This window comes from Streptomyces sp. NPDC047869, from assembly GCF_040704065.1.
Taxonomy (GTDB): Bacteria; Actinomycetota; Actinomycetes; order Streptomycetales; family Streptomycetaceae; genus Streptomyces.
This window is the reverse complement of record NZ_JBEYRK010000014.1, coordinates 105,276-126,952: the sequence shown is the minus strand read 5'-3', so window position 1 is coordinate 126,952 and position 21,677 is coordinate 105,276. Positions and strand designations below refer to the sequence as shown.

Annotated in this window: 22 protein-coding genes and 1 pseudogene; 9 read left to right on the top strand and 14 right to left on the bottom strand. The window is 73.9% G+C overall.

Going from position 1 to position 21,677, the window contains the following annotated elements; genetic code table 11:
* Positions 1 to 95 precede the first annotated feature (95 nt).
* The 6 genes from AB0924_RS19980 (at position 96) to AB0924_RS19955 (ending at position 5,635) form a co-directional block, all read left to right on the top strand.
* Positions 96 to 701: a sulfite oxidase-like oxidoreductase gene (locus AB0924_RS19980; protein WP_358934188.1), complete on the top strand. Its 606-nt coding sequence runs from the start codon at positions 96 to 98 to the stop codon at positions 699 to 701.
* Positions 694 to 1,461, top strand: a complete 768-nt coding sequence (locus AB0924_RS19975) for a ferredoxin reductase (protein ID WP_358934186.1) — start codon at positions 694 to 696, stop codon at positions 1,459 to 1,461. The genes AB0924_RS19980 and AB0924_RS19975 overlap by 8 nt, the downstream gene beginning before the upstream one ends.
* Before the next feature lie 204 nt (positions 1,462 to 1,665).
* Positions 1,666 to 2,250, top strand: a complete 585-nt coding sequence (locus AB0924_RS19970) for a hypothetical protein (RefSeq protein WP_366912054.1) — start codon at positions 1,666 to 1,668, stop codon at positions 2,248 to 2,250.
* A gap of 233 nt (positions 2,251 to 2,483) precedes the next feature.
* Positions 2,484 to 3,452 (top strand): acetylxylan esterase, encoded by a 969-nt coding sequence (locus AB0924_RS19965; RefSeq protein ID WP_366912053.1) that lies wholly within the window; start codon positions 2,484 to 2,486, stop codon positions 3,450 to 3,452.
* A 144-nt stretch (positions 3,453 to 3,596) separates the two neighbouring features.
* Entirely contained in the window at positions 3,597 to 4,763 is a 1,167-nt protein-coding gene (locus tag AB0924_RS19960) for a serine hydrolase domain-containing protein (RefSeq protein ID WP_366912052.1), read from the top strand.
* Positions 4,764 to 4,891: 128 nt separating this feature from the next.
* Complete coding sequence (locus AB0924_RS19955) at positions 4,892 to 5,635, top strand: GntR family transcriptional regulator (protein WP_358934178.1); 744 nt, start codon at positions 4,892 to 4,894, stop codon at positions 5,633 to 5,635.
* Here AB0924_RS19955 and AB0924_RS19950 read toward each other — a convergent pair.
* A complete protein-coding gene (locus AB0924_RS19950) occupies positions 5,605 to 6,351 on the bottom strand; it encodes a class I SAM-dependent methyltransferase (RefSeq protein ID WP_358934176.1) in 747 nt (248 codons plus the stop codon). The genes AB0924_RS19955 and AB0924_RS19950 overlap by 31 nt on opposite strands.
* Positions 6,352 to 6,360: 9 nt before the next feature.
* On the bottom strand, positions 6,361 to 6,942 hold the full coding sequence (locus tag AB0924_RS19945) for a PadR family transcriptional regulator (RefSeq protein WP_358934174.1): 582 nt from the start codon (positions 6,940 to 6,942) through the stop codon (positions 6,361 to 6,363).
* A 72-nt stretch (positions 6,943 to 7,014) separates the two neighbouring features.
* Between AB0924_RS19945 and AB0924_RS19940 the strand changes: the two genes are divergently transcribed.
* Positions 7,015 to 7,413, top strand: coding sequence for a nuclear transport factor 2 family protein (locus AB0924_RS19940; protein ID WP_359554756.1), 399 nt, complete (start codon positions 7,015 to 7,017; stop codon positions 7,411 to 7,413).
* 27 nt (positions 7,414 to 7,440) lie between these two features.
* On the opposite strand, the gene AB0924_RS19935 is transcribed toward AB0924_RS19940, so the two are convergent.
* Entirely contained in the window at positions 7,441 to 8,325 is an 885-nt protein-coding gene (locus tag AB0924_RS19935) for a hypothetical protein (RefSeq protein WP_366912051.1), read from the bottom strand.
* A 124-nt stretch (positions 8,326 to 8,449) separates the two neighbouring features.
* A complete protein-coding gene (locus AB0924_RS19930; RefSeq protein WP_366912084.1) occupies positions 8,450 to 9,679 on the bottom strand; it encodes a cytochrome P450 in 1,230 nt (409 codons plus the stop codon).
* A 413-nt stretch (positions 9,680 to 10,092) separates the two neighbouring features.
* Between AB0924_RS19930 and rho the strand changes: the two genes are divergently transcribed.
* Both rho and AB0924_RS19920 read left to right on the top strand, forming a co-directional pair.
* The gene (gene rho / locus AB0924_RS19925) at positions 10,093 to 11,241 is read left to right on the top strand and encodes a transcription termination factor Rho (protein WP_366912050.1); all 1,149 of its coding nucleotides are present in this window, start codon (positions 10,093 to 10,095) and stop codon (positions 11,239 to 11,241) included.
* A gap of 136 nt (positions 11,242 to 11,377) precedes the next feature.
* Positions 11,378 to 12,259: pseudogene (locus tag AB0924_RS19920) on the top strand (D-alanyl-D-alanine carboxypeptidase); the annotation flags it as partial.
* Positions 12,260 to 12,309: 50 nt separating this feature from the next.
* On the opposite strand, the gene AB0924_RS19915 reads toward AB0924_RS19920, so the two are convergent.
* The 10 genes from AB0924_RS19915 to AB0924_RS19870 form a co-directional block, all read right to left on the bottom strand.
* Entirely contained in the window at positions 12,310 to 13,659 is a 1,350-nt protein-coding gene (locus AB0924_RS19915; RefSeq protein WP_366912049.1) for a glycosyltransferase family 87 protein, read from the bottom strand.
* Positions 13,656 to 15,050 carry a polyprenol phosphomannose-dependent alpha 1,6 mannosyltransferase MptB gene (gene mptB, locus AB0924_RS19910; protein WP_358929471.1) on the bottom strand — a complete coding sequence of 465 codons (1,395 nt, stop codon included), beginning with the start codon at positions 15,048 to 15,050 and terminating at the stop codon, positions 13,656 to 13,658. Before mptB ends, AB0924_RS19915 begins: the two co-directional genes overlap by 4 nt.
* A gap of 109 nt (positions 15,051 to 15,159) precedes the next feature.
* Positions 15,160 to 16,098 carry a glutaminase gene (locus AB0924_RS19905; protein ID WP_358929442.1) on the bottom strand — a complete coding sequence of 313 codons (939 nt, stop codon included), beginning with the start codon at positions 16,096 to 16,098 and terminating at the stop codon, positions 15,160 to 15,162.
* Positions 16,099 to 16,141: 43 nt separating this feature from the next.
* Positions 16,142 to 17,551 (bottom strand): aspartate ammonia-lyase, encoded by a 1,410-nt coding sequence (gene aspA, locus AB0924_RS19900; protein ID WP_358929440.1) that lies wholly within the window; start codon positions 17,549 to 17,551, stop codon positions 16,142 to 16,144.
* 44 nt (positions 17,552 to 17,595) lie between these two features.
* Positions 17,596 to 18,618 carry an asparaginase gene (locus AB0924_RS19895; protein ID WP_366912048.1) on the bottom strand — a complete coding sequence of 341 codons (1,023 nt, stop codon included), beginning with the start codon at positions 18,616 to 18,618 and terminating at the stop codon, positions 17,596 to 17,598.
* 88 nt (positions 18,619 to 18,706) lie between these two features.
* Complete coding sequence (locus tag AB0924_RS19890) at positions 18,707 to 19,384, bottom strand: FadR/GntR family transcriptional regulator (protein WP_358929469.1); 678 nt, start codon at positions 19,382 to 19,384, stop codon at positions 18,707 to 18,709.
* A 172-nt stretch (positions 19,385 to 19,556) separates the two neighbouring features.
* Positions 19,557 to 20,393 (bottom strand): undecaprenyl-diphosphate phosphatase, encoded by an 837-nt coding sequence (locus AB0924_RS19885; RefSeq protein WP_358929436.1) that lies wholly within the window; start codon positions 20,391 to 20,393, stop codon positions 19,557 to 19,559.
* A 75-nt stretch (positions 20,394 to 20,468) separates the two neighbouring features.
* Positions 20,469 to 20,843 carry a fluoride efflux transporter CrcB gene (crcB, locus tag AB0924_RS19880; RefSeq protein ID WP_358929434.1) on the bottom strand — a complete coding sequence of 125 codons (375 nt, stop codon included), beginning with the start codon at positions 20,841 to 20,843 and terminating at the stop codon, positions 20,469 to 20,471.
* A complete protein-coding gene (locus AB0924_RS19875; protein WP_366912047.1) occupies positions 20,840 to 21,220 on the bottom strand; it encodes a DUF190 domain-containing protein in 381 nt (126 codons plus the stop codon). The genes crcB and AB0924_RS19875 overlap by 4 nt, the downstream gene beginning before the upstream one ends.
* Complete coding sequence (locus AB0924_RS19870; RefSeq protein WP_358929430.1) at positions 21,217 to 21,675, bottom strand: CrcB family protein; 459 nt, start codon at positions 21,673 to 21,675, stop codon at positions 21,217 to 21,219. Before AB0924_RS19870 ends, AB0924_RS19875 begins: the two co-directional genes overlap by 4 nt.
* Positions 21,676 to 21,677: the final 2 nt, after the last annotated feature.

Sequence of the window (21,677 nt, the reverse complement as noted above, 5' to 3'; positions counted from 1 at the left end):
AGAGTTCGCACGGCCGCAACGAATTCGTACGGCTGTCACAAACACCGCATTGACCTGGGGCGGAGCACGGGCGGGGACAGCGTACGGTGGAGACCATGAACGTCACCCGAGGCTTCACGGGTCGACCCCGCGTCACCGATCCAGGACTGCCTCCGGGGCAGTACGACGCGCGGGACGAGTGGCCCGTCCTGTCCGCCGAGGTCACCCCGGACCTCGCCCCCGCCGACTGGTCCTTCCGCATCGACGGGCTGGTGGAGCGCCCGCACACCTGGGACTGGGAGCAAGCCCGGGCGCTGCCCGCTTCGGCGTACGAGGGTGACATCCACTGCGTGACCGGCTGGTCGAAGTTCGGGGTGCGCTTCGGGGGCGTCTCGCTGGACACGTTCCTCGACGTGGTGCGGCCGGCCGCGGCCGCCACCCACGCGGTCGCCTACGCGCACACCGGCTACTCCACGAACCTGCCGCTCGCCGACCTGACCGGCGGCCGGGCCTGGATCGCCTGGGAGTACGACGGCGAACCGCTCGCGCCCGAGCACGGCGGTCCGGCGCGGCTGCTGGTGCCGCACCTGTACTTCTGGAAGAGCGCCAAGTGGATCGCCGGCATCACGCTCCTCGACCACGACGAGCCCGGTTTCTGGGAGGGGAACGGCTACCACGAACGGGGCAATCCGTGGGAGGAGCAGCGGTACTCCGGTGACTGAGACAGTGACCCCGGCCCGCGTTCCCGCGACGCGCTTCGCCGTGCCCGGACGCATCGCCGTGAGCGAGCAGGCCGCGTCGGCGTGGCAGACCGCCACACTGACCGGGATCCGCCGCGAGACCCCGCACGCGGCCACCTTCCGGTTCGCGGTGCCGGACTGGGCGGGGCATCTGCCCGGCCAGCACCTGCTGCTGCGGCTGACCGCGCCGGACGGGTACGTGGCCCAGCGCCACTACTCGATCGCGTCCGCCCCCGACGACTCGGGCCACATCGAACTGACCCTGGACCATGTGCGGGACGGCGAGGTCTCGGGCTGGTTCCACACCACGGCCCGGCCCGGTGACACCGTCGAGGTGCGCGGCCCGCTGAGCGGCTTCTTCGCCTGGCCGGGCGATCGGCCCGCGCTGCTGCTCGGGGCCGGTTCCGGCGTCGTACCGCTGATGTCGATGGTCCGGCACCACCGGGCACTGGGCCTCGGTGTGCCGCTGCGGATGCTGGTGTCGGCGCGCAGCCCGGAGGAGCTGATCTACGCCGGGGAGCTGGGGCCGGAGACGACGGCCGTGTTCACCAGGAGCGCCCCCACGGGGGTGCCGGTGGGTCGTATGGCGGCCGCACATGTGGCGCCGTTCCTGGCGGAGCAGCCTCCGGGTGGCTGGGAGGCCTATGTGTGCGGCTCCAACGGGTTCGCCGAGCACGCCTCGCGTCTGCTGGTCGAGGCGGGGCAGCCGGTCGAGCGGATCCGCATCGAGCGCTTCGGCTGAGCCCGCCGGCCGCTCGCGCGGCCGTGGGGCGCGGGCCGCGCGCCGGGCTCCAGGAGGGCTTGAACTCGCGGCGGGCGGCGTGCGCGAGGCGCTCCGTACGGGGTACCAGACGGGTGCGGACGCTTCGTGCGAGGCGACGGAGGAAGGCCGGGCCGGTGCCCGGCCCGGCCTTCCTCCGGCTCCGGCTGCGGCGAGGAGGTGGGCATGCGTACCCGGGTGCGCGGCTGGCGCTGGCGGCACAATCCGCTGCGGCGCCGGTCGGACGTCATGGAGGCCTGGACGGTCCTGGTCGCCGCCGTCCTGCTGTTCGTCGTCACACCGCTGGCCGGGGTGGCGGCCGGTCTGTACGCCCATGACCAGGCGCGGTCGCACGCCACGGCGCTGCGGGCCGAACGGCACCAGGTGCGTGCCTCCGTGATCGGCGACGAGTCCGCGCGGCCGCGCCCCGTACGGGGCGACCGCGCGCACCCCTATCAGGCCAAGGTCCGCTGGACCGAGCCGGGCACCGGAAGGCGTACCGCCGTGGCCCGCGTCCCCGCCGGGAGCCGGGCGGGTGACGAGGTGACCGTGTGGTTCGACGCCCGGGGCCGCGCCGTCGCCCCGCCGCCGAACGGCGTGGCGGTCTGGCAGCACACGGTCACGGTGGGCCTGTGCGCGGCGGGCGGCTCGGTGGCCGTGGTCCTCCTCGGGTACGCCGTGCAGCGCCGGGCCGCGCTGCGCCACCGGATGGACGAGTGGGAACGGGAGTGGGCGCGCACCGGCCCGAGGTGGACCCAGCCGCGGGCCTGACCGGGCGGGTGACCCGGCCACCCCGGACCAGGTGACCCGACCACCCCGGACCGCCGGCCGGTCCCGCCCGTCCGCGACGCATCAGCGTGGCAACCGCTTTCGCCTCGGTGACCAGCGTGGTGATCGTGTTTCGGTGGCGGAGGGAAAGCGTGTCCCGAACGGGCCTGGCGAGTCCTCCGACCACCCCCATACCGTGATCCCCGCAGGCTCTTCGTTCACAAAGGCGGTTGCTGATGGCCCTGTTCGACCTCCCCCTCGACGAACTCCGCGAGTACCGCAGCGCCTCCGCCGCGCCGGAGGACTTCGACGCCTTCTGGGACAAGACCCTCCAGGAGGCGCGCGAGTACGAGCTGGACGCCCGGTTCGAGCCGGTGGACACCGGGCTGTCCACGGTCCAGGTGTACGACGTGACGTTCGCCGGTTTCGGGGGCCACCCGGTCAAGGGCTGGCTGCGGCTGCCCGCCGGCGCCTCGGAACCGCTGCCGCTGGTGGTGGAGTTCATCGGCTACGGCGGCGGGCGTGGACTGGCGCACGAGGACCTGCTGTGGGCGTCGACGGGCCGGGCGCACTTCGTGATGGACACGCGCGGCCAGGGCAGCGCCTGGGGCGGCGGTGGCGGCACGGCGGACCCGGTGGGCGCCGCGCCCGCCTTCCCCGGGTACATGACGCGGGGCATCGACGCACCCGAGAACTACTACTACCGCCGGGTGTTCACGGACGCCGTGCGTGCCGTGGAGGCGGCCCGTTCGCATCCGCTCACCGACGCGGCGCGGACCGTGGTGATCGGTGAGAGCCAGGGCGGCGGCATCTCCCTCGCCGTCGGCGGTCTCCTGCCCGATCTGGTCGCGGTCGCCCCCGACGTGCCGTTCCTGTGCGACTTCCCGCGCGCGACGACGCTGACGGACCGTCACCCGTACCGGGAGATCGGCCTGTTCCTCAAGACGCACCGCGGCCGCGCGCAGGACGCGCTGCGTACGCTCGCCTACTTCGACGGCGTGCACTTCGCGGCCCGAGGCCGGGCCCCGGCGCTCTTCTCGGCCGCCCTGGAGGACCAGACGTGCCCGCCGTCGACCGTGTTCGCGGCGTTCAACGCCTGGGCGCACCAGGACAAGGGGATCGAGGTGTACGACTTCAACGACCACGAGGGCGGCGGCCCGTTCCAGGAGGAGCGCAAGCTGCGCTGGCTGCGCGCGTACGCCTGACCGCGGAGGTGCGACAGGACCGCGCCCGCGCCGGCCAGGCCGGCCCCGTCCGCCTTCTTCCCTCCAGTCCGACCAGTCGGTACGTTCGGGGGCGCCCCGGGCCGTGCTGCCGCCACCCGGGTTCCCGGCGACGACGGAGGCTGGATGTCCGCGCACGAGGCACAGGTTCAGGGCCACTGCGATCCGCGCTTCACCGCGGTGCGGGAGGCGTTCGAGGAGAATTTCCGGGAGCGTGACGAACTGGGCGCCGCCGTGGCGGTGACCGTCGGCGGCGAGACGGTGGCCGACCTGTGGGGCGGCTGGGCGGACGCGGCCCGCACCCGGCCCTGGGAGCGGGACACACTGGTCAACGTGTGGTCCACCACCAAGGGGCCGGTGGCCCTGTGCGCGCATGTCCTCGCCGACCGGGGCCTGCTCGACTTCGACCGGCCGGTGGCCGCGTACTGGCCGGAATTCGCGGCGGCGGGCAAGGAGGACGTACGCGTACGGGACCTGCTGTCGCACCGAGCGGGACTGTCCGGCCTGCGGGAACCGCACTCCGTCGAGCAGCTGTACGACTGGGAGCTGACGACCGCGCGGCTGGCGGCCACCGAGCCCTGGTGGGAGCCGGGCACCCGGTCCGGATATCACGCGCTGACCTGGGGCTTCCTGGTGGGGGAAGTGGTGCGGCGGGTGTCGGGGCTGCGGCCCGGGGCGTTCTTGGAGCGCGAGGTGACCGGGCCGCTCGGGCTGGACTTCACGATCGGCCTGCCGGAGAAGGAGGCCGGCCGGGCAGCCGAACTGGTACACGCGCGGTCCCGGGACGACGGCGAACGAGCCGCCGCTTTCGGCCAGTTGCCGCCTGCCGCGATCGCCGCCCTCGCCAATCCGGCCGTGGGCGCGGCGCAGGCGAACACGGCAGCGTGGCGGGCGGCGGAGATCCCGGCGGCCAACGGGCACGGCACCGCCCGCTCGGTCGCCGCCCTGTACGGCGTGTTCGCCGGCGGGGGCTCCTACGGCGACCGGCGGATCCTGTCACCGCGTGCGGTGGAACGGGCGCGCGAGGGGCAGGGCCGATGCCGCGATCTGGTGCTGGGCGCGGGGTTCGAGGGTGAGACGGAGGTCGGGCTCGGGTTGTGGCTGAGCGGCCCGCACGGCTCCTACGGACCGAACCCGCGCGCTTTCGGACACGACGGGTTCGGGGGTTCCTGCGGGCTCGCGGATCCGGAGGCGGAGGTCTCGCTCGGGTACACGATGAACCGGATGGGGCCGCACATCGCGGACGACCCGCGCAAGACGGCCCTGGTGAAAGCGGTCTACAGCGCTCTGTGAGGCCCGGTCGCGCGGGTGGGTTTCGGCCGAACCACCGGACCGCTCTTCCCTTGTGGTTTAGACCAATGCTAGATGTGGTCGCGCAATGAGCCCGTTCGGCTACGTCTTGTCACCACAGGAGGCGCGGCATGGCCCGCACCACCCCGCTCGACCCCCCTCAGACCGATGACCGGCCCCTGTACTGGCGGGTCGCGTCGCAGCTCCTCGACGAACTGCACGACGGCACCGTCCCGCCCGGTGACCGGCTGCCCAGCGAACGGCACCTGGCCCGGCACTTCGGTGTCAGCCGGGAGACCGTACGGCAGGCACTGGAGGTGCTGCGCCGCGGCGGCCTGGTCGCCACCGACCGGCGGGGCAGCCACGCCACGCTGCCCGGCCGCCCGGTCGAGGACCCGGTCTCGCTCACGTTCCCCGTGGGCGCCCGGCCGGCGGACCCGTGCGCGGTGGACCGGGCGACGGTGACCTGGGAGGCGCCGTCACCGGAGCACGCGCAGGCACTCGGTCTGGCCCCGCACCGGCCCACGCTGGTGCACCGCTACCGGTCGGCCGCGCCCGACGGCCACTCGCTGCGCACGGCGGTGACAACGTTCTCCGCGGTGGCGCTGAGCGAGGTCGCCGAGCTGGGCCGCTACCGCGACCGGGCGGACGGGGCCACCCCGGCACAGCTGCGCCGGGCCTACGACTGGATGCGCAAGGCCGGGCTCACCCTGCACCACCGGGACTCCATCACCCAGGTCGGCGACGCCTCGTCGGTCCGGGTGACGCGCCGGGTGCACGACCAGTACGCGCGCCCGCTGGAGATCACGGATCTGGTGGTCGACTCCGAACGGGACGCACTGGTCTACGAGTTCACCCTGCCCGCGGCCGGCTGAGCCCGGGCCACGAGGAGGCGGGCCCGGGGGCTGCCGTCGTCGCGCCGCCCGAACTCTGGCAGCGGCCGCAGCCCGACCATGAAGCCGGCGCCGGTCAGCCCGTCCATGACGTCGCCGAACCGGAAGGTCCGGTAGTACATGACGAACGGCGGCCGCCACAGGGCGTTGCGCACCCGCATCGCCGTGTCGAAGCCGAGCAGCGTCCAGAACGCGGGGCTGGAGAGGCGGGGCGGGGCGAAGACGGGGAAGGCGAAGCTGCCGCCCGGCCGCAGCACCGAGCGGACCTGGGCGAACAGCCCCGGCAGTTCGCGGGGCAGGAAGTGGCCGAACGCGCCGAAGCTGACCGCCAGGTCGAAGACGGGCCCGAACGGCAGGGCCCGGGCGTCGCCGCGCACCCAGGTGACGTCCGGGCCGCCGGACGGCACGCGGCGGCGGGCGACGTCGAGCATGCCGGCACTGAAGTCGACGCCGGTGACGCCGCGGCCGCACAGTCCCGTCAGCAGCTCCGTCCCGGCTCCGGTGCCGCAGCACAGGTCGAGGCCGTGCTCGAAGGGCCCGAGGGGCTCCAGCGCCTTGGCGACGGACTCCAGCACCGAGCCGGGCGTACGGAACGGGGTGTGGTCGAACTTCGGGGCCAGCAGGTCGTAGCCGTGCTCGACGGACGACAGTGCCTGTACGGCGAGTTCGCGCAGGCTGGGGCCTTCGGGGCTGAACATCGGCTCAGCCTAGGCGTACTCGCCACCGGACGGCGAGGGCACCCGCCGGTCGAGGACGCGCAGCACGCGCTCGCACCAGCGCAGGTTCTCCTCCTCGAAGGAGATGCCCGCCATGAGGGTGAGATACGGGCCGATCCGGTCGGCCGTACGCAGGTACTCCTCCTCGGACCGCCCGTCGAGGAGACGGGCGCGCACCCGTTCGTAGCGGTCGAGTTTGCCGCGGGCCCAGCCCGCGCGCTCCTCTACGAGCGCCCGGGCCACCCCGGGGTCGCCGCCGTCCATGGCCTGGATCTTGATGAGGAGTTCGTCGCGGATGGCGGTGGGGCGTTTCGGCGGTTCGTCGGCGAAGGCGCGCAGCCGGCTCCGGCCGGCCTCGGTCAGGGTGAACATCCGCTTGGTGGGCCGGCGTTCCTGCGGCACCGTCCGGGCCTCGACCAGTCCGTCCTGGGCGAGGCGCTCCAGCTCGCGGTAGAGCTGCTGGGGGGTGGCGGGCCAGAAGTTCGCGAGCGAGACGTCGAACACCTTCGACAGCTCGTAGCCCGAGGCCTCCCCCTCCAGCAGGGCGGCCAGGACGGCGTACTTGAGCGACATGTGGACACGCTAGCAGCCGATGATTACCCTCATCCGCACCTATTCAATTAATTGACTATGAGAGGTGATCCGATGCGCGCGTTCCGCGAGGCGGTCGAGGCGGGCGACCTGGACGCCGTCGAGGCGCTGCTGGCCGATGACGTCGTCTTCACCAGCCCCGTCGTCTTCAAGCCGTACCCCGGGAAGGCGATCACCGCGGCGATCCTGCGCGGGGTCTCCCAGGTCTTCGAGGACTTCCGCTACGAGCGGGAACTCGCCGGCGCCGACGGCCGCGACCACGCCCTGGTCTTCCGGGCGCGGGTGGGCGACCGGGAGCTGAGCGGCTGCGACTTCATCCACCTCGACGACGACGGTCTGATCGACGAGCTCACGGTGATGGTGCGCCCGCTCTCGGGCGCCCAGGCGCTCGCCGCGGCCATGGGCGCCCGGTTCGACTCGATCGCGCGGGAGGCGGAGGCGCGCTCGGCGTGAGCGGCGCGGCCGGGACCGGGGGCGGCGTCAGTCCTTGAGCCGCTCCAGCGTCGCCCTGGTGTCCGTCTTCAGCCAGTCGGTCACGTCGGCGAGCCCGGGCGGGTCCTTGTCCTGGTCGTACGAGCTGAGATAGACGCTGTAGCTCATCGTGTACGTCACCCAGCCGTCGCGCACGGCCAGCGTGGCGTACCGGGAGCCGCCGGTGGAGCCGCTGGTGGTGTCCTGGCTGACGAGGTAGGCCTCGTCACCGATGTCCTTCACCGGGCTGACGTCGTAACCGGTGTGACTGTCGCCGTAGTTGCTCCAGGTGGCGGTGAACTCGGGTGCCGGGTCGGTGCTGCGGTGCAGGTCCACCTGCATGGTGAGGTAGGCGTCCGAGTAGCTCGACCCGGTCTTCTTCAGCCCCACGCTGCAGTAACTCTCGTCCAGGGCATCGTCCTTGAGCGAGTTGTGCGTGGGCGAGGCGTCGTTCTGCGGGTACTCGTCCGTGAACGAGGAGTAGTCCGCGCCGGAGCACATGTTCGAGGGCGCCGAGTAGCCCCGCAGATCCGCGCCGTCGCCCGTGCCGCCGGCCAGGAACACACCGGCCGCCCAGGCCGCGGAGGCGACGACCGCCCCGACGGCCGCCCACAGCACCGCCCGCCCGGCACCGCCACCACCGGCCGGCGGGGCGGGCACGGGCGCGTACAGCGGTGGCTGGGCGTACGGATGACCGGGCTGCGGCGGCGGCTGGAGCAGGCCCGGCTGCCCCACCAGGGTGGGCTGCGCGTGGAACTGCCCCGACGCAGGGGACTGCGGACTCGGGTAGGGGTAGGCCGTCGGCTGTGCGGGCACCGCGGGCTGCGGGGCCGGCTGTCCGGGCTGCGGCGCGGGCCGGTCGGCCGGCTGCGGGGGCTGCGGGGGCGTGGACATGTCGTGACGATAGTGCCGCGTTGGCGGTCAAGTCCCCTGACGTCCGGGATCGTTATGGTGTGGGGACATCTGGCACGGATCGGTGACGTCCGGTCCGGCTTCCGACGGGCGGCGGCCCCTCGGCTCAGGGCACCGGGCGCACCGGGAGGGTGCGCACACTGTTGCCGACGAAGCCCGCGTGCGGGGCCAGTTCCGCGTCGGGGACGGCGAGTTCGAGTCCCGGGAAGCGGGTGAACAGCCGCTCCAGGGCGACGGTCGCCTCCAGGCGGGCCAGTGGGGCGCCGAGACAGTAGTGGGCGCCGTGTCCGAGGGAGAGGTGGCGTACGGCGCCGGGACGGGCGGGCCGGGTGACGTCGAAACGGTCGGCGTCCTGGCCGTGCGCCGCCCGGTCGCGGCCCGCGGCGGAGTAGCCGGCCAGGACGGGGGTGCCGGCGGGTATGAGCGTGCCGCCGACGGTGAGGTCGCGCACCGGGTAGCGGAACGGGAAGTAGCTGACCGGGGCGTCCCAGCGCAGGGTCTCCTCCACGACGTCGGCCCAGCTCGCCCCGCCCGCGCACACCAGGCCGAGCTGGTCGCGGTGGCCGCACAGGGCGCGTACCGCGTTGGTGATCAGGTTGAGCGTGGTCTCGTGTCCGGCGATGATCATCAGCAGGAGCGTGCCGATCAGCTCCTGCCCGCTGAGCCGGTCGCCGTCCTCGTCCCGGGCCGCGATGAGCGCGCTGGTCAGGTCGTCGCCGGGCGCGGCGGCCCTCGCGGCGGCGATCTCCTCGAGTACGGCCAGAAGTTCACGGTTGGCGGCGACGGCCTCGGCGGGCTCGGTGTCGGTGGCCACGATCCGGCTGCTGAGGTGGTGCAGCCGGTCCCGGAACTCGGCTACGACACCGAGGAGTTCGCTGATGACGCCCATGGGCAGCGGGAGCGCGAAGTGCCGGCGCAGATCCGCGACGCCCCCGCCGGCCGCGGCGGCGGCCGCCAGCCCGTCCAGCAGCGACTCGGTCAACTCCTCTACGCGCGGCCTCAGTTCCTCGGTGCGTCGTGGGGTGAAGGCGCGACCGACCAGGGAGCGCAGCCGCCGGTGGTCCTCGCCGTCGGCGGTGGTCATGCCCGGTACGGTCGCGAAGGTGCGCAACGGCCATCCCTCGGCTATCAGCCCCTCGCGCAGCGCCGTGAAGTGACGCGCGTTCTTGGCCACGCCGGGATCCTGCAGGAACTCCCGGAGCGCTTCGTGCCCGAGGACGGCCGCGCCCTCGATGCCACCGGGCAGTTCGACCGGAGTCACGGCGCCGCGGGCCAGGAGTCGCGCGTTGTCGGCGTGCGGGCAGCCGCCGGCGGGGTCCAGACGGTGCGGCGGCATGGCGGGCGTGGTCTCCACCGGCAGCTCCTGACGGTCGTACGGCGAGGGTGACGCCGACGATCGTAGGCTCACCGGAGCCGCCCGGCCTGGGCTTTCACATCATGGGGAATATGCCCCCGCGACGGTGTGTTGGCGTGGTCACGGACATACCGCTCCGCCGGGTGGTACTGTGCCGACAGGTACTCGTGCACGTCCCTTCGCGGACGCCGGTGCCGTTTCTCTCTCATCGCGCCGATCGGCCCGCCGGTCTCCGGCTCCGGCGCATCGGCTTCCCGGCACCACCTCGTGAACCGGCCTTCCGCCGTACCCGAGGTGCCGTTCCCGTCGCCCGGAGGCACCTGTGTGCCCGCCTCCCGCTCGCGGCCTCTCCCTCCTTCCTCTCTGCCTTCCGTCCGTGAAAGGACCTTCCCGCCATGACCACCACACTCGAACACCCCCCTGTCGCACAGCGGCCCCCGGCCGCCCGGCCCGTCACCGGTGTCCTGGACATCGACGCGCGCGGGAAGGGCCGCCTGAGGGCCGCGCACCTGCTGCCCTCCCCCGGCGACCCGCAGGTCTCCCCCGCGCTGATCCGCCGTCACGGCCTGCGCCGGGGCGACCTCGTGCGGGGCGAGAGCACGGCGCAGGCCGGCCTGACCGGCATCACACTGGTCGACGGCCGCGCTCCCGGCGAACTCCGCTCCCGCCGGCACTTCCACGAGCTCACCCCGCTGCACCCCCATGAGCGCCTCCGCCTGGAGCACCCGGCGTCCGGCCTGGCCGGGCGCGTCACCGACCTGTTCGCGCCGGTCGGAAAGGGGCAGCGCGGGCTGATCGTGGCCCCGCCGAAGAGCGGCAAGACCGTACTGCTCCAGCAGCTCGCCGCCGCTGTCGCGGGCAACCACCCCGACTGCCGGCTGATGGTGCTGCTGCTGGACGAGCGGCCCGAGGAGGTCACCGAGATGCGCCGCTCGGTGCGCGGCGAGGTGTACGCCTCCACCTTCGACCGGGCGGCCGGGGAGCACATCGCCCTGGCGGAACTGGTCGTCGAACGGGCCAAGCGGCTCGTCGAGGCCGGCGAGGACGTCGTCGTGCTGCTGGACTCGCTGACCCGGCTGTGCCGGGCCCACAACAACGCGTCCGCCGCCGGTGGCCGCACCCTGAGCGGCGGTGTCGACGCGGGCGCGCTGCTCGGCCCCAAGCGGTTCTTCGGCGCCGCCCGGCAGGCCGAGGAGGGCGGCTCGCTCACCATCCTCGCCACCGTCCTGGTGGACACCGGCTCGCGCGCCGACGGCTACTTCTTCGAGGAGCTGAAGAGCACCGGCAACATGGAGCTCCGGCTGGACCGGGAACCCGCCGCCCGCCGGGTCTTCCCGGCCGTGGACATCGACGCCACCGGTACCCGCCGAGAGGAACTGTTGCTCACCCCGGCCGAGTTGACGGTCACCCGGGGCCTGCGCCGGGCCCTGCGCTCCCGCGAGGGCGCACCGGGCGCCCTCGAGAAGCTGCTCGAGCGCATGCGGGGAACCCCCGACAACGCCACCTTCCTGCGCCGCGTCCAGCCGACCCTGCCCGGCGGCTGAACGGCTCCGGGACGCCCGTGAGCGCCGCGGTCGGCAGCCCCCCGGGGCTCGCGCGGGTGCTGCGTCCGGGTTGCTCCCGTAGGCCGTCCGGCCCGGACAGCGCGCCGGACCCGCCGCGACTTCCTACGTTGATCCTATGATCACCGGATTCTCTCGTCGGGTCGCCGTCACGGCCTGCTCCCTGTGTGTGGCGGGCACCCTCGCCCTCGCACCGGCCGCCGCCTCCACCGCACACCGTGCGGGTGATCCCGCGCCGCCCGGGCCACGCGCGTCGGTGCCGGAGCCGTCCCTGCTCCACCGGTCCGGCACGCAGGTCAGGCTCCGCAAGGGCGCCCCCGAGGTCCCGGAGGTCTCCGCGCTGTCCTGGCTGGTCGCCGACGCCGGCAGCGGCGAGGTGCTGGCCGCCGACGACGCGCACCGCGAGCTGCCGCCCGCGAGCACCATGAAGACGCTGTTCGCCCTCACCGTGCTGCCCGGCCTGCCCTCCACCATGCGGCACACCGTCGACTACCGGGAACTGGAGGACGTCGGCGAGGGCAGCAGCCTGGTCGGCGTCGAGGAGGGGCACAGCTACCAGGTGGCCGACCTGTGGCGCGGGGTCTTCCTCAGCTCGGGCAACGACGCCGTGCACGTGCTCGCCTCCCTCGGCGGCGGCTGGCAGGCCACGGCCCGGAAGATGCAGGACAAGGCGCGCTCCCTCGGTGCCCTGGACACCCATGTCGTCTCCCCCGACGGCTACGACGCCGACGGCCAGGTGTCCTCGGCGTACGACCTGGCCGTCTTCGGACGGGCCGGGCTGCGCAACCCCGACTTCGCCCGGTACTGCTCCACCGTCCGGTCCCAGTTCCCCGGCGACGGATGGCCGTACCAGATCGAGAACACCAACCGGCTGCTGACCGGTGAGGACGGCGTGGCCCCGTACCCCGGGCTGATCGGCATCAAGAACGGCTACACCAGCAACGCGGGCAACACCCTCGTCGCCGCGGCGCGCCGGGACGGCCGCACGCTCGTGGTGACCGTGATGAACCCTCAGGAGGGCGGCGGCCTGGCCGTGTACGAGGAGGCCCGTCAGCTGCTCGACTGGGGCTTCGCCGCGGCGGGGCGGGTGGGCCCGGTGGGGTCGCTGGACGCGCTGCGCCCGGGTGCGGCGGCCGCGGCCGCCGCACCAGCAGCGGCGACACCCGCCCCGGCGCCGGACGAGGAGCCGGACTGGTCGCCCACCGCGGCCGTCGTGGGCTTCACCGGGCTCGGCGCGGCGGCGGTGGCGCTGGCCTTGCGGGCCAAGAACGGCCGGGACGCCCGCGGCTGACCGGTCGGCAGGCCCAGCAGCAGACCGAGCGTGACCCAGGTGTAGGCGTTGCCGCCGAGGAAGCCGCCGATGCCGGAGGCGTCCCGGACCCAGAGCCACACCACGCTGCTGCACAGCACCGCGTACAGGGCGCCCGCGAGCCGCGGGTACCCGGCGCGCACCAGCACCGCGAGGGACGGCAGCAGCCACACCAGGTGGTGCACCCAGGTGACCGGGCTGACCAGGCAGGCCGCCGCGCCGGTGAGCGCGAAGGCCGCCGGCCAGTCGCCGGCCGCCGCCGCCCGGCGGGCCCGCCAGGCCCACCCGCACAGCACCAGCAGCACCGCACCCGCCCACAGGGCGCGGTCCGGCTCGCCGAGGCGGGCCAGGACGCCCTGCAGCGACTGGTTCGAGACGTAGTCGAGCCGTCCGACGCGGCTCGTCTGCCACAGCGCCCGGGTCCAGTAGTAACGGGACCCGCCCGGGTCCGCCCAGGCGGCCAGCCCGGTCGCCGCGAGGGCGACGCAGCTCGCCACGGCGGCCGCCCGCCGGCGCCGGGCGAGCAGCAGCAGGGCGATGAACAGGGCGGGCGTGAGCTTCACCGCCGCGGCCAGCCCGATCCCGGCGCCCGCCCAGCGGCCGCGGCCGGTCCGCAGCAGCCAGGCGTCGCCCAGCACCAGGGCCAGCAGCACCAGGTTCACCTGCCCGAAGCTGACGGTGTCCCGCAGCGGCTCGAACAGCGCGAGCAGGCACAGCGTCAGCGACCAGTGGAACCAGCCGTGCCCTCGCCGGCCGGGCCCGGCGAGGACGCGCAGGACCACCGCCAGCGCGGCCAGGTTCACCAGCAGGGAGGCGGCGATCGCGGTGTGCCGGCCCATCGCGGCCAGAGGCAGCATGAGCAGCGCGGCGAACGGCGGATAGGTGAAGCCGTACGGCGTCCCCGGCACCCGGTAGTCGTAGATCCGGCCGCCGTGCCCGGCCCAGGTGTGCACGGTCCCGTAGTAGACGCGCAGGTCGAAGAAGTCCCGCAGCAGCGGCACGGTGGCCGTGAACACGGTCACCGCGGCGGCCAGGGCCGCCACGAACATCAGGCGCCCGCGATCGGTGCGCGGCAGCGAAGGGCCCCTCATGCCGTCTCTCCCGCCGCCGGCGCCCGGGCGGCCGGCCGGGCCTGCCACAGCAGGACCAGGCCCAGCGCGCCGCCGCAGAGGGCGAGGGCGAGCTGGCCGGGGGCCGGCGGGCCGCCGCTCGGCAGCACGGCGAGCGCCAGCACACCGGTCAGCGCGGCGACCCGGTGCCGCACCGAGGTGCTGGGCGCGGCCGCCGCTATGAGGAACAGGCCCCACAGCATGTACCAGGGCCGGATGGCCGGGCCCAGCACGGCGACCGCGAGCAGGCTCAGCCCGAGGGCGTACACCGGCAGCGGGCGCAGCCGGAGCCAGATCAGCGTCACGGCGACGGCGGTGGCCACCAGGCCCAGCAGATGCCAGGCGGGCACGGCGAGCGGGGCCAGGCCGCTGCCGAGGTGTTCGAGCAGGGCGCCGGTGGCCCGGCCGAGCAGGCTGGTCAGGGCCCAGTTGTGCGCGGAGACGGGGGTGTCCAGGGCGCCGATCCAGCCGTATCCCGTGCCGGCGACGGCGGTGGCGAGGACCGTGGTCGCCGTGGCGCCGGCCGCCGTCGTGACCGTGGCGCGCAGCGGGCCGCGGCCGGCGTGGAGCTGGAGGATCAGCGCCGCGGGCAGGCCGAGCGCGGCGGGCGCCTTGACCAGGGCGGCCAGGGTGATGAGCACCGTGCCGAGCAGCGGCCACCGGCCGAGGGCCGCGACCAGGCCGAGTCCCAGCAGGCCGAGCATGAGCGCGTCGTTGTGGGCGCCCGCGACCAGGTGCAGCAGGACCAGCGGGTTCAGGGCGCCGAGCCACAGCGCGGCGGCCGGGTCGGCGCCGCTGTGCCGGGCCAGACGGGGCAGCGCCGCCGCCATGAGGGCGACGCCCAGCACCGCGACCAGGCGCATGCCGAGCAGACCGGCGGGCAGCTCGCCGCGGGTCAGGGCGGACAGCGCCGAGGCCAGGGCGAGGAACGCCGGGCCGTAGGGGGCGGCCGTGTGCTGCCACACCGGCGCGACCTCGTCGGCCAGCGGGCCGCCGAGCCGGGCGGGACCGTGGGCGTACACGTCCATGTGGGCGTCGACCATGGCGCCCTGCGCGAGATAGCTGTAGACGTCCCGGCTGAACAGCGGGGGCGCGAGCAGCAGCGGGGCCGCCCAGACGGTGAGCACCAGCAGCAGGGAGCGCTCGCCGGGCGGTCGCGGGCCCCGCACCAGACGGCCGAGCAGCGCCCAGGCCGCGGTGAGCAGCACGACCCCGCAGTAAACCCCGACCAGGCCGAGCGCGGCCCGTGCGGAGGCGGGGGCGAGCGTGTCCCGCACCGGCAGGGCGCCGGCCGTCCCCCCGCCCAGCGCGAGGCATGTGGTGCCGGCCAGCCCGAGCAGCCGGCAGCGGCGGAGGTCGAGGGGAAGGGGCATGGCCGGCACGGGGTCAGCGTGGCAATCCAGGGTGGCCGGGAGACGACGCTCCCCGCACCGGCGGGCGGCCCGTACATGACCGCCGTGTGCGCGACGGGGCCGGTCCGGGTCAGAACACCGACAGACCGGTGAGCGTGGTGAACCGGTCCAGCGCCGCCACGCCCGCCACCGAGTTGCCCCGTTCGTCGAGCCCCGGGCTCCACACGCACAGCGTGCAGCGGCCCGGGACCACCGCGATGATGCCGCCGCCGACACCGCTCTTGCCGGGCAGCCCGACCCGGTAGGCGAAGTCGCCGGCCGCGTCGTACGTCCCGCAGGTCAGCATCACCGCGTTGACCTGCTTGGCCTGGCTGCGGCTGAGCAGCCGGGTGCCGTCGGCGCGGATGCCGTGCCGGGCCAGGAAACCGGTGGCGAGGGCCAGGTCGGCGCAGGAGGCGGCGACGGAGCACTGCCGGAAGTACTGGTCGAGCAGCACCGGTACGTCGTTGTCGATGTTGTGGTACGACGCCATGAAGTGCGCCAGGGCCGCGTTGCGGTCGCCGTGCGCGGTCTCGGAGGCGGCGACCTCGAGGTCGAAGTCCAGGCCGGGGTTGCCGCTCTCGGTGCGCAGGAAGGCGAGCAGTTCGCCGGAGGCGTCGCCGGTGCGGGTCTGCAGGCGGTCGGTGACGACCAGCGCGCCCGCGTTGATGAAGGGGTTGCGCGGGATGCCGTTCTCGTACTCGAGCTGCACCAGGGAGTTGAACGGGTTGCCGGAGGGCTCGCGGCCGACGTGCTCCCAGAGTTCGTCGCCCTCGCGGGCCAGGTCCAGGGCGAGGGTGAACACCTTGGTGATGGACTGCGTGGAGAACGGCTGCCGCCACTCCCCCACCCCGTACACCGTGCCGTCCGGTTCGGCGACGGCCATGCCGAAGCTGCGCGCGTCGCGGGCCGCGAGCGCCGGGATGTAGTCGGCGGGGCGCCCGCGGCCGGGGGTGCGGCCCAGCTCCTGGGCGATGCGCTCCAGGACCGGCAGGAAGGCGGGGGACGACGTCGTTGTCATGATCGCCATTGTGCCTCCGGGCCGGTCCGGGCGCTTCGTGCGGGCCCGCGGGTCAGGCGGCGGGCGCCCCGCTGCCCGCGACGATCTCGGGGCGCAGCAGGCCGGCCAGCCGGTCGGCGGGCAACAGGCCCTTCTCCAGGACGAGTTCGGCCACGCCCCGGCCGGTGGCGAGGGCTTCCTTGGCGATGTCGGTGGCGGCCGTGTAGCCGATGTACGGGTTGAGGGCGGTGACCAGCCCGATGGAGTTCTCCACGGCGGCCCGCAGCCGCTCGGTGTTGGCGGTGATGCCGGTGACGCACCGCTCGGCGAGTGTCAGGCAGGCGCTGCGCAGGTGGGTGATGCTCTCCGACAGGGAGTGCAGGATGAGCGGCTCGAAGGCGTTGAGCTGGAGCTGTCCCGCCTCGGCGGCCATGGTGATGGCGACGTCGTTGCCGATGACCTCGAAGGCGACCTGGTTGACGACCTCGGGGATGACCGGGTTGACCTTGCCCGGCATGATCGATGAACCGGCCTGCACCGGCGGCAGGTTGATCTCGGCGAGGCCCGCGCGGGGGCCGGAGGACAGCAGGCGCAGGTCGTTGCAGCTCTTGGAGAGCTTGACCGCGATCCGCTTCAGCACACCGGACATCTGCACGAAGGCGCCGCAGTCCTGGGTGGCCTCGACCAGGTTGGCCGCGGTGACCAGGGGCAGTCCGGTGATCCCGGCGAGGTGCCGGCGGGCGGCCTCGGCGTACCCGGCCGGGGCGTTGAGGCCGGTGCCGATGGCGGTGGCGCCGAGGTTGATCTCGTGGATCAGTTCCACGGCCTCGGCGAGCCGGCTGCGGTCCTCGTCGAGCATCACGGCGAACGCCGAGAACTCCTGGCCGAGGGTCATCGGCACGGCGTCCTGGAGCTGGGTGCGGCCCATCTTCAGCACGTCGCGGAACTCGAAGGCCTTCCCCGCGAAGGCGTCCTGGAGGACGGCCATGGCCTTGAGCAGGCCGCGCACCGCGAACACCGTCGCGATCTTGACGGCGGTGGGGTAGACGTCGTTGGTGGACTGGCCGAGGTTGACGTCCTCGTTGGGGTGCAGGTGCGCGTACTCGCCCTTGCCGTGGCCGAGCAGTTCCAGCGCGCGGTTGGCCACGACCTCGTTGGCGTTCATGTTGGTGGACGTGCCGGCGCCGCCCTGGATGACGTCCACGACGAACTGGTCGTGCAGCCCGCCCGCGCGTATCTCCCGGCAGGCGGCGACGATCGCGGCCGCCTTCCGGGGCTTCAGCAGGCCGAGTTCCTCATTGGCGAGGGCCGCGGCCTCCTTGACGGCGGCCAGGGCGTCGATCAGGTGCGGGTAGGCGGAGATGGGGGTGCCGGTGATGGGGAAGTTCTCCGTCGCGCGCAGGGTGTGGATGCCCCAGTACGCGTCGGCGGGTACGTCGCGGTCGCCGAGCAGGTCGTGCTCGCTTCGGGTGGCGGCGGTCATCGGGGTGCGGCCTCTTTCGGAGGTACGGGGGTGGGGGGTGGGGGTCAGGCGCAGGCCGGCTGCGGGGCCGGGTCCAGTGCCGGTACGGGCCGCACCCGGCCGACCTGCTCCCCGCCGCCGAGCAGCGGCTCGCCCTCGAACGCGGTGAGCAGGGCGGGGTCGACGCCGGCGCGGGCCAGGGCCGCCGCGGCCACCGGTATGCGGGCCCGGTTCGCGCCGTCGGCGATCTTGACAGCGACGGCGCGGCCGTCCGGGAGCGCGGCGACCTGGACGCCCTCGAAGCCGTCCTTGGCGAGCAGGCCCGGTACGGCCCGCATCAGCTCGGCCACGTCCCGGCCGGCGCCGGAGGCCATCTCGGCGTGCTCGCGCATCGCGTCGGCCACCCGGGCGCCGGGGGTGCCGGGCGCGGCGGTGGTGAGGCGGGCGGCGGCGCGGGCGAGGCCGTGCAGCGAGACGGAGAACAGCGGCGCGCCGCAGCCGTCCACGGTCACCCGGGCGATCGGCTGGCCGGTGAGTTCCTCGACCGTGTCCGCGACGGCCCGCTGGAGCGGGTGGGCCGGGTCCAGGTAGTCCGCCAGGGACCAGCCGTTGAGCTTCGCGGTCCACAGCATCGCCGCGTGCTTGCCGGAGCAGTTCTGGGCGAGCCGGGAGGGCTCCCGGCCCGCGCGGACCCAGGCGTCCCGGACGGCCGGGCCGTACGGCATGTCGGGCACGTTGCGCAGGTCGTCCTCGCCGAGGCCGGCGAGTTCGAGGATCCGCCGGGTGCCGTCGAGGTGCCGTTCCTCGCCGGAGTGGCTGGCGGCGGCCAGCGAGAGCAGCGCGCCGTCCAGCGGGAGCCCGGCGCGCAGCATGGCCACGGCCTGGAGGGGCTTGAGGGCCGAGCGGGGGTAGAACGCGGCCTCGGTGTCGCCGAGCTGGAGCTGAACACGGCCGTCCTTGCCGAGGACGACGACCGAGCCGTAGTGGACGCCCTCGACGACCCCGCCGCGCACGAGGTGGGCGACGGGGGCGTGCCGGGGTTCACGGACGGCGGGCGCGGACGCGGTGACGGGAGAGCTGCTGTACATCACTGCCTGAATCGGTGGTCGGAGCGGGAATGCGGGAGGGGCGGAGGGCGGGGAGAGCGGTGCGGAGGGCCGGCGTAACGGCCGGGGGTCACGCGCCGGGTCCGCCGCCGGTGGGCGTGTCCGGGCGTCCGGCGCGCACGATGTCGGTGAGGGTCGTCTCGACGCGGTCGAGGTGGTGGCTCATGGCCTCGACGGCGTCGTGTTCGCTGCCGTCCACCAGCGCCTCGAGGATCGCCCGGTGCTCGCGGTTCGACTGCTCGCGGCGCCCGCCCAGTTCGTTGAGGAAGGCGGACTGGCGGGCCAGCGCGTCGCGGATCTCCTCGATGACCCGGCGGAAGACCGGGTTCTGCGCGGCCTCGGCGACGGCGAGGTGGAAGAGGCTGTCCATCGCGACCCACGCGGTGGTGTCCGTCTCCCGCTCCATGCGGTCGAGCAACCGGCCGAGCCGGTCCAGGTTCTCCGGGGTGCGGCGGACCGCCGCGTAGCCGGCGACCGGGATCTCGACGTGGCGGCGGACCTCGAGCAGGTGGCCGGCCGTGTAGTCGCCGAAGGTGGGTTCGTCGGCGGAGTCCGCGACGACGAAGGTGCCCTTGCCGGTCCGGGAGACCGTCAGGCCCATCGTCTGCAGGGCGCGCAGCGCCTCGCGGAGCACGGGCCGGGAGACCTCGAGCGTGCGGCACAGCTCGGCCTCGGAGGGGAGCTTGTCGCCCACGGCGTACTCGCCTCGTTCGATGGCGCCGCGAAGGTGGCCGAGGACCGCCTCCATGGCGCTGACGCGCCGTGGAACGGGACCACCTGTCTGGCTGTCTGACAGGTTCACGGAGCGATCCTGCGGCCTGCGGGACGGCGCTGTCAAGGCGGGGCCTGCCGGGGGAAACGGACACGGGGCGCGGCGCCCGGGCGGGCTGCCGCACCCCGTGGGTGGCCGGTGACTCCGGTCAGCTGCTGAGCGTGCCGGTGGCGAGGAGGCCGAGGAGCGCCACGCCGATCACGATCCGGTAGATCACGAAGGCGTTGAAGGAGTGCTTGGCGACGAACTTCAGCAGCCAGGCGATGGAGGCGTAGGCGACGACGAAGGACACGATCGTGCCGACGGCCAGCGGGGCGGCGCCCACGCCCGCGCCGAGGGCGTCCTTCAGCTCGTAGATGCCGGCGCCGGTCAGGGCCGGGATGCCGAGGAAGAAGGACAGCCGGGTGGCCGCGACCCGGTCCAGGTCGAGGATGAGCGCGGTGGACATGGTGGCGCCGGAGCGGGAGAAGCCGGGGAAGAGCAGCGCGAGGATCTGCGAGCAGCCGACCAGCATCGCGTCCTTGAAGGAGGTGTCGTCCTCACCGCGCTTGTGCCGGCCCATCTGGTCGGCCGCCCACATCACGCCCGACCCGACGATCAGGGAGCCGGCGACCACCCAGAGCGAGGCGAGCGGGCCTTCGATCAGCGGCTTCGCGGCCAGGCCGACCACGACGATCGGGATGGTCGCGGCGATCACCCACCAGGCGAACTTGTAGTCGTGGTGGTAGCGCTCCTCGGGCTTGGTCAGACCGCGGAACCAGGCGGAGACGATCCGCTTGATGTCCTTGAAGAAGTACACGAGCACGGCCGCGATGGCGCCGACCTGGATGACGGCGGAGAAGCCGACGACGGACTTGTCGTCGACGGGGATGTCCATGAGCCCTTCGGCGATCTTGAGGTGGCCGGTCGACGACACGGGGAGGAATTCGGTCACCCCCTCGACGACTCCGAGGACGACGGCCTGACCGACGGAGATGGCGCTCATGGGATCCAGTTCTGAGAAGAGTTGGTCGACAGTGCTGTAGACGTTCCTACCATGCCCGGTCCGGCGGACCGGTCGCTACGCCCACAGGGCGCCGGCGAGCCACACACCGGCGAAGGCCGCCGCCAAGCCGGCCACCACGCTCGCCGCGGCGTTGGCCGCAGCGTAGAGGGCCGCACCGGCCTCGGTCAGCCTGAGCGTCTCGTAGGAGAACGTCGAGTACGTCGTCAGGGCCCCGCACAGGCCGGTGCCCAGCAGCAACTGAAGGTGCTGACCTGCGGCTCCCGCGGCGGCGGCGCCGGTGAGCAGGCCCAGGACCAGGCAGCCGGTGACGTTCACCACGAAGGTGCCCCACGGGAAGAGCGAGTCGTGCCTGGCCTGGACGGCGCGGTCGGTGAGATAGCGCAGGGGCGCGCCGACCACGGCCCCCGCCACGACCAGCAGCCAGTTCACAACGACCTCTTACCCGTCGGGGCCGTTTCGTCCGGGTCCGCGCCCCGCCCCACGTACCGGATGACCTCGCAGTCCTCCAAGGTCACCAGCCCTTCACCGACCAGTTCGTCGAGCTGCGGCAGGAACGCCCGGATCCGCTCCTCGGTGTCCACGACGACGATCGCGACGGGCAGGTCCTCGCTCACCGACAGCAGCCGGGAGGTGTGGATGCGCGAGGAGGCGCCGAAGCCCTCGACGCCCCGGAAGACGCTGGCCCCGGCGAGGCCGGCGGTGTGTGCGCGGTGCACGATCTCGGAGTAGAGGGGCCGGTGGTACCAGGTGTCGTCCTCGCCGATGTACACGGTCAGCCGCAGGGGCCGGCCGGTGAGGGATGTCATCGCTGCCTCCTGGTGAGCAGGGCACGGGCGGCGGCCGAGGCCGCCCACACCGCCGCGAGGGCCGCGAGCAGGGTGACGGCGAGATACGCGAGAGCGGTGCGCGGGTGCCCGCCGTCGGCCAGCTTCTGGATGTCGACGGCGTAGGTGGAGAAGGTGGTGTAGCCGCCGAGCACACCGGTGCCGAAGAACGGGCGCACCAGGCGGTGGGCGGCCCACACGTCGGTGATCAGCACCATGAACACGCCGATCACGGCGCAGCCGGTGACGTTGGTCCAGAAGGTCGCCCAGGGGAAACCGCCGGGCGGGGTGGGCCAGGCCAGGGTGAGCGCGTAGCGGGCCGTCGCGCCGAGGGCACCGCCGGCGGCGACCACCGCGACAACGGGGGCCTGGGCGCGCCAGGCGGGCCGCCGCCGCGCGGGGCGGGCGCGGAGGCTCTCGGCTTCCGTGGCTGTCATGC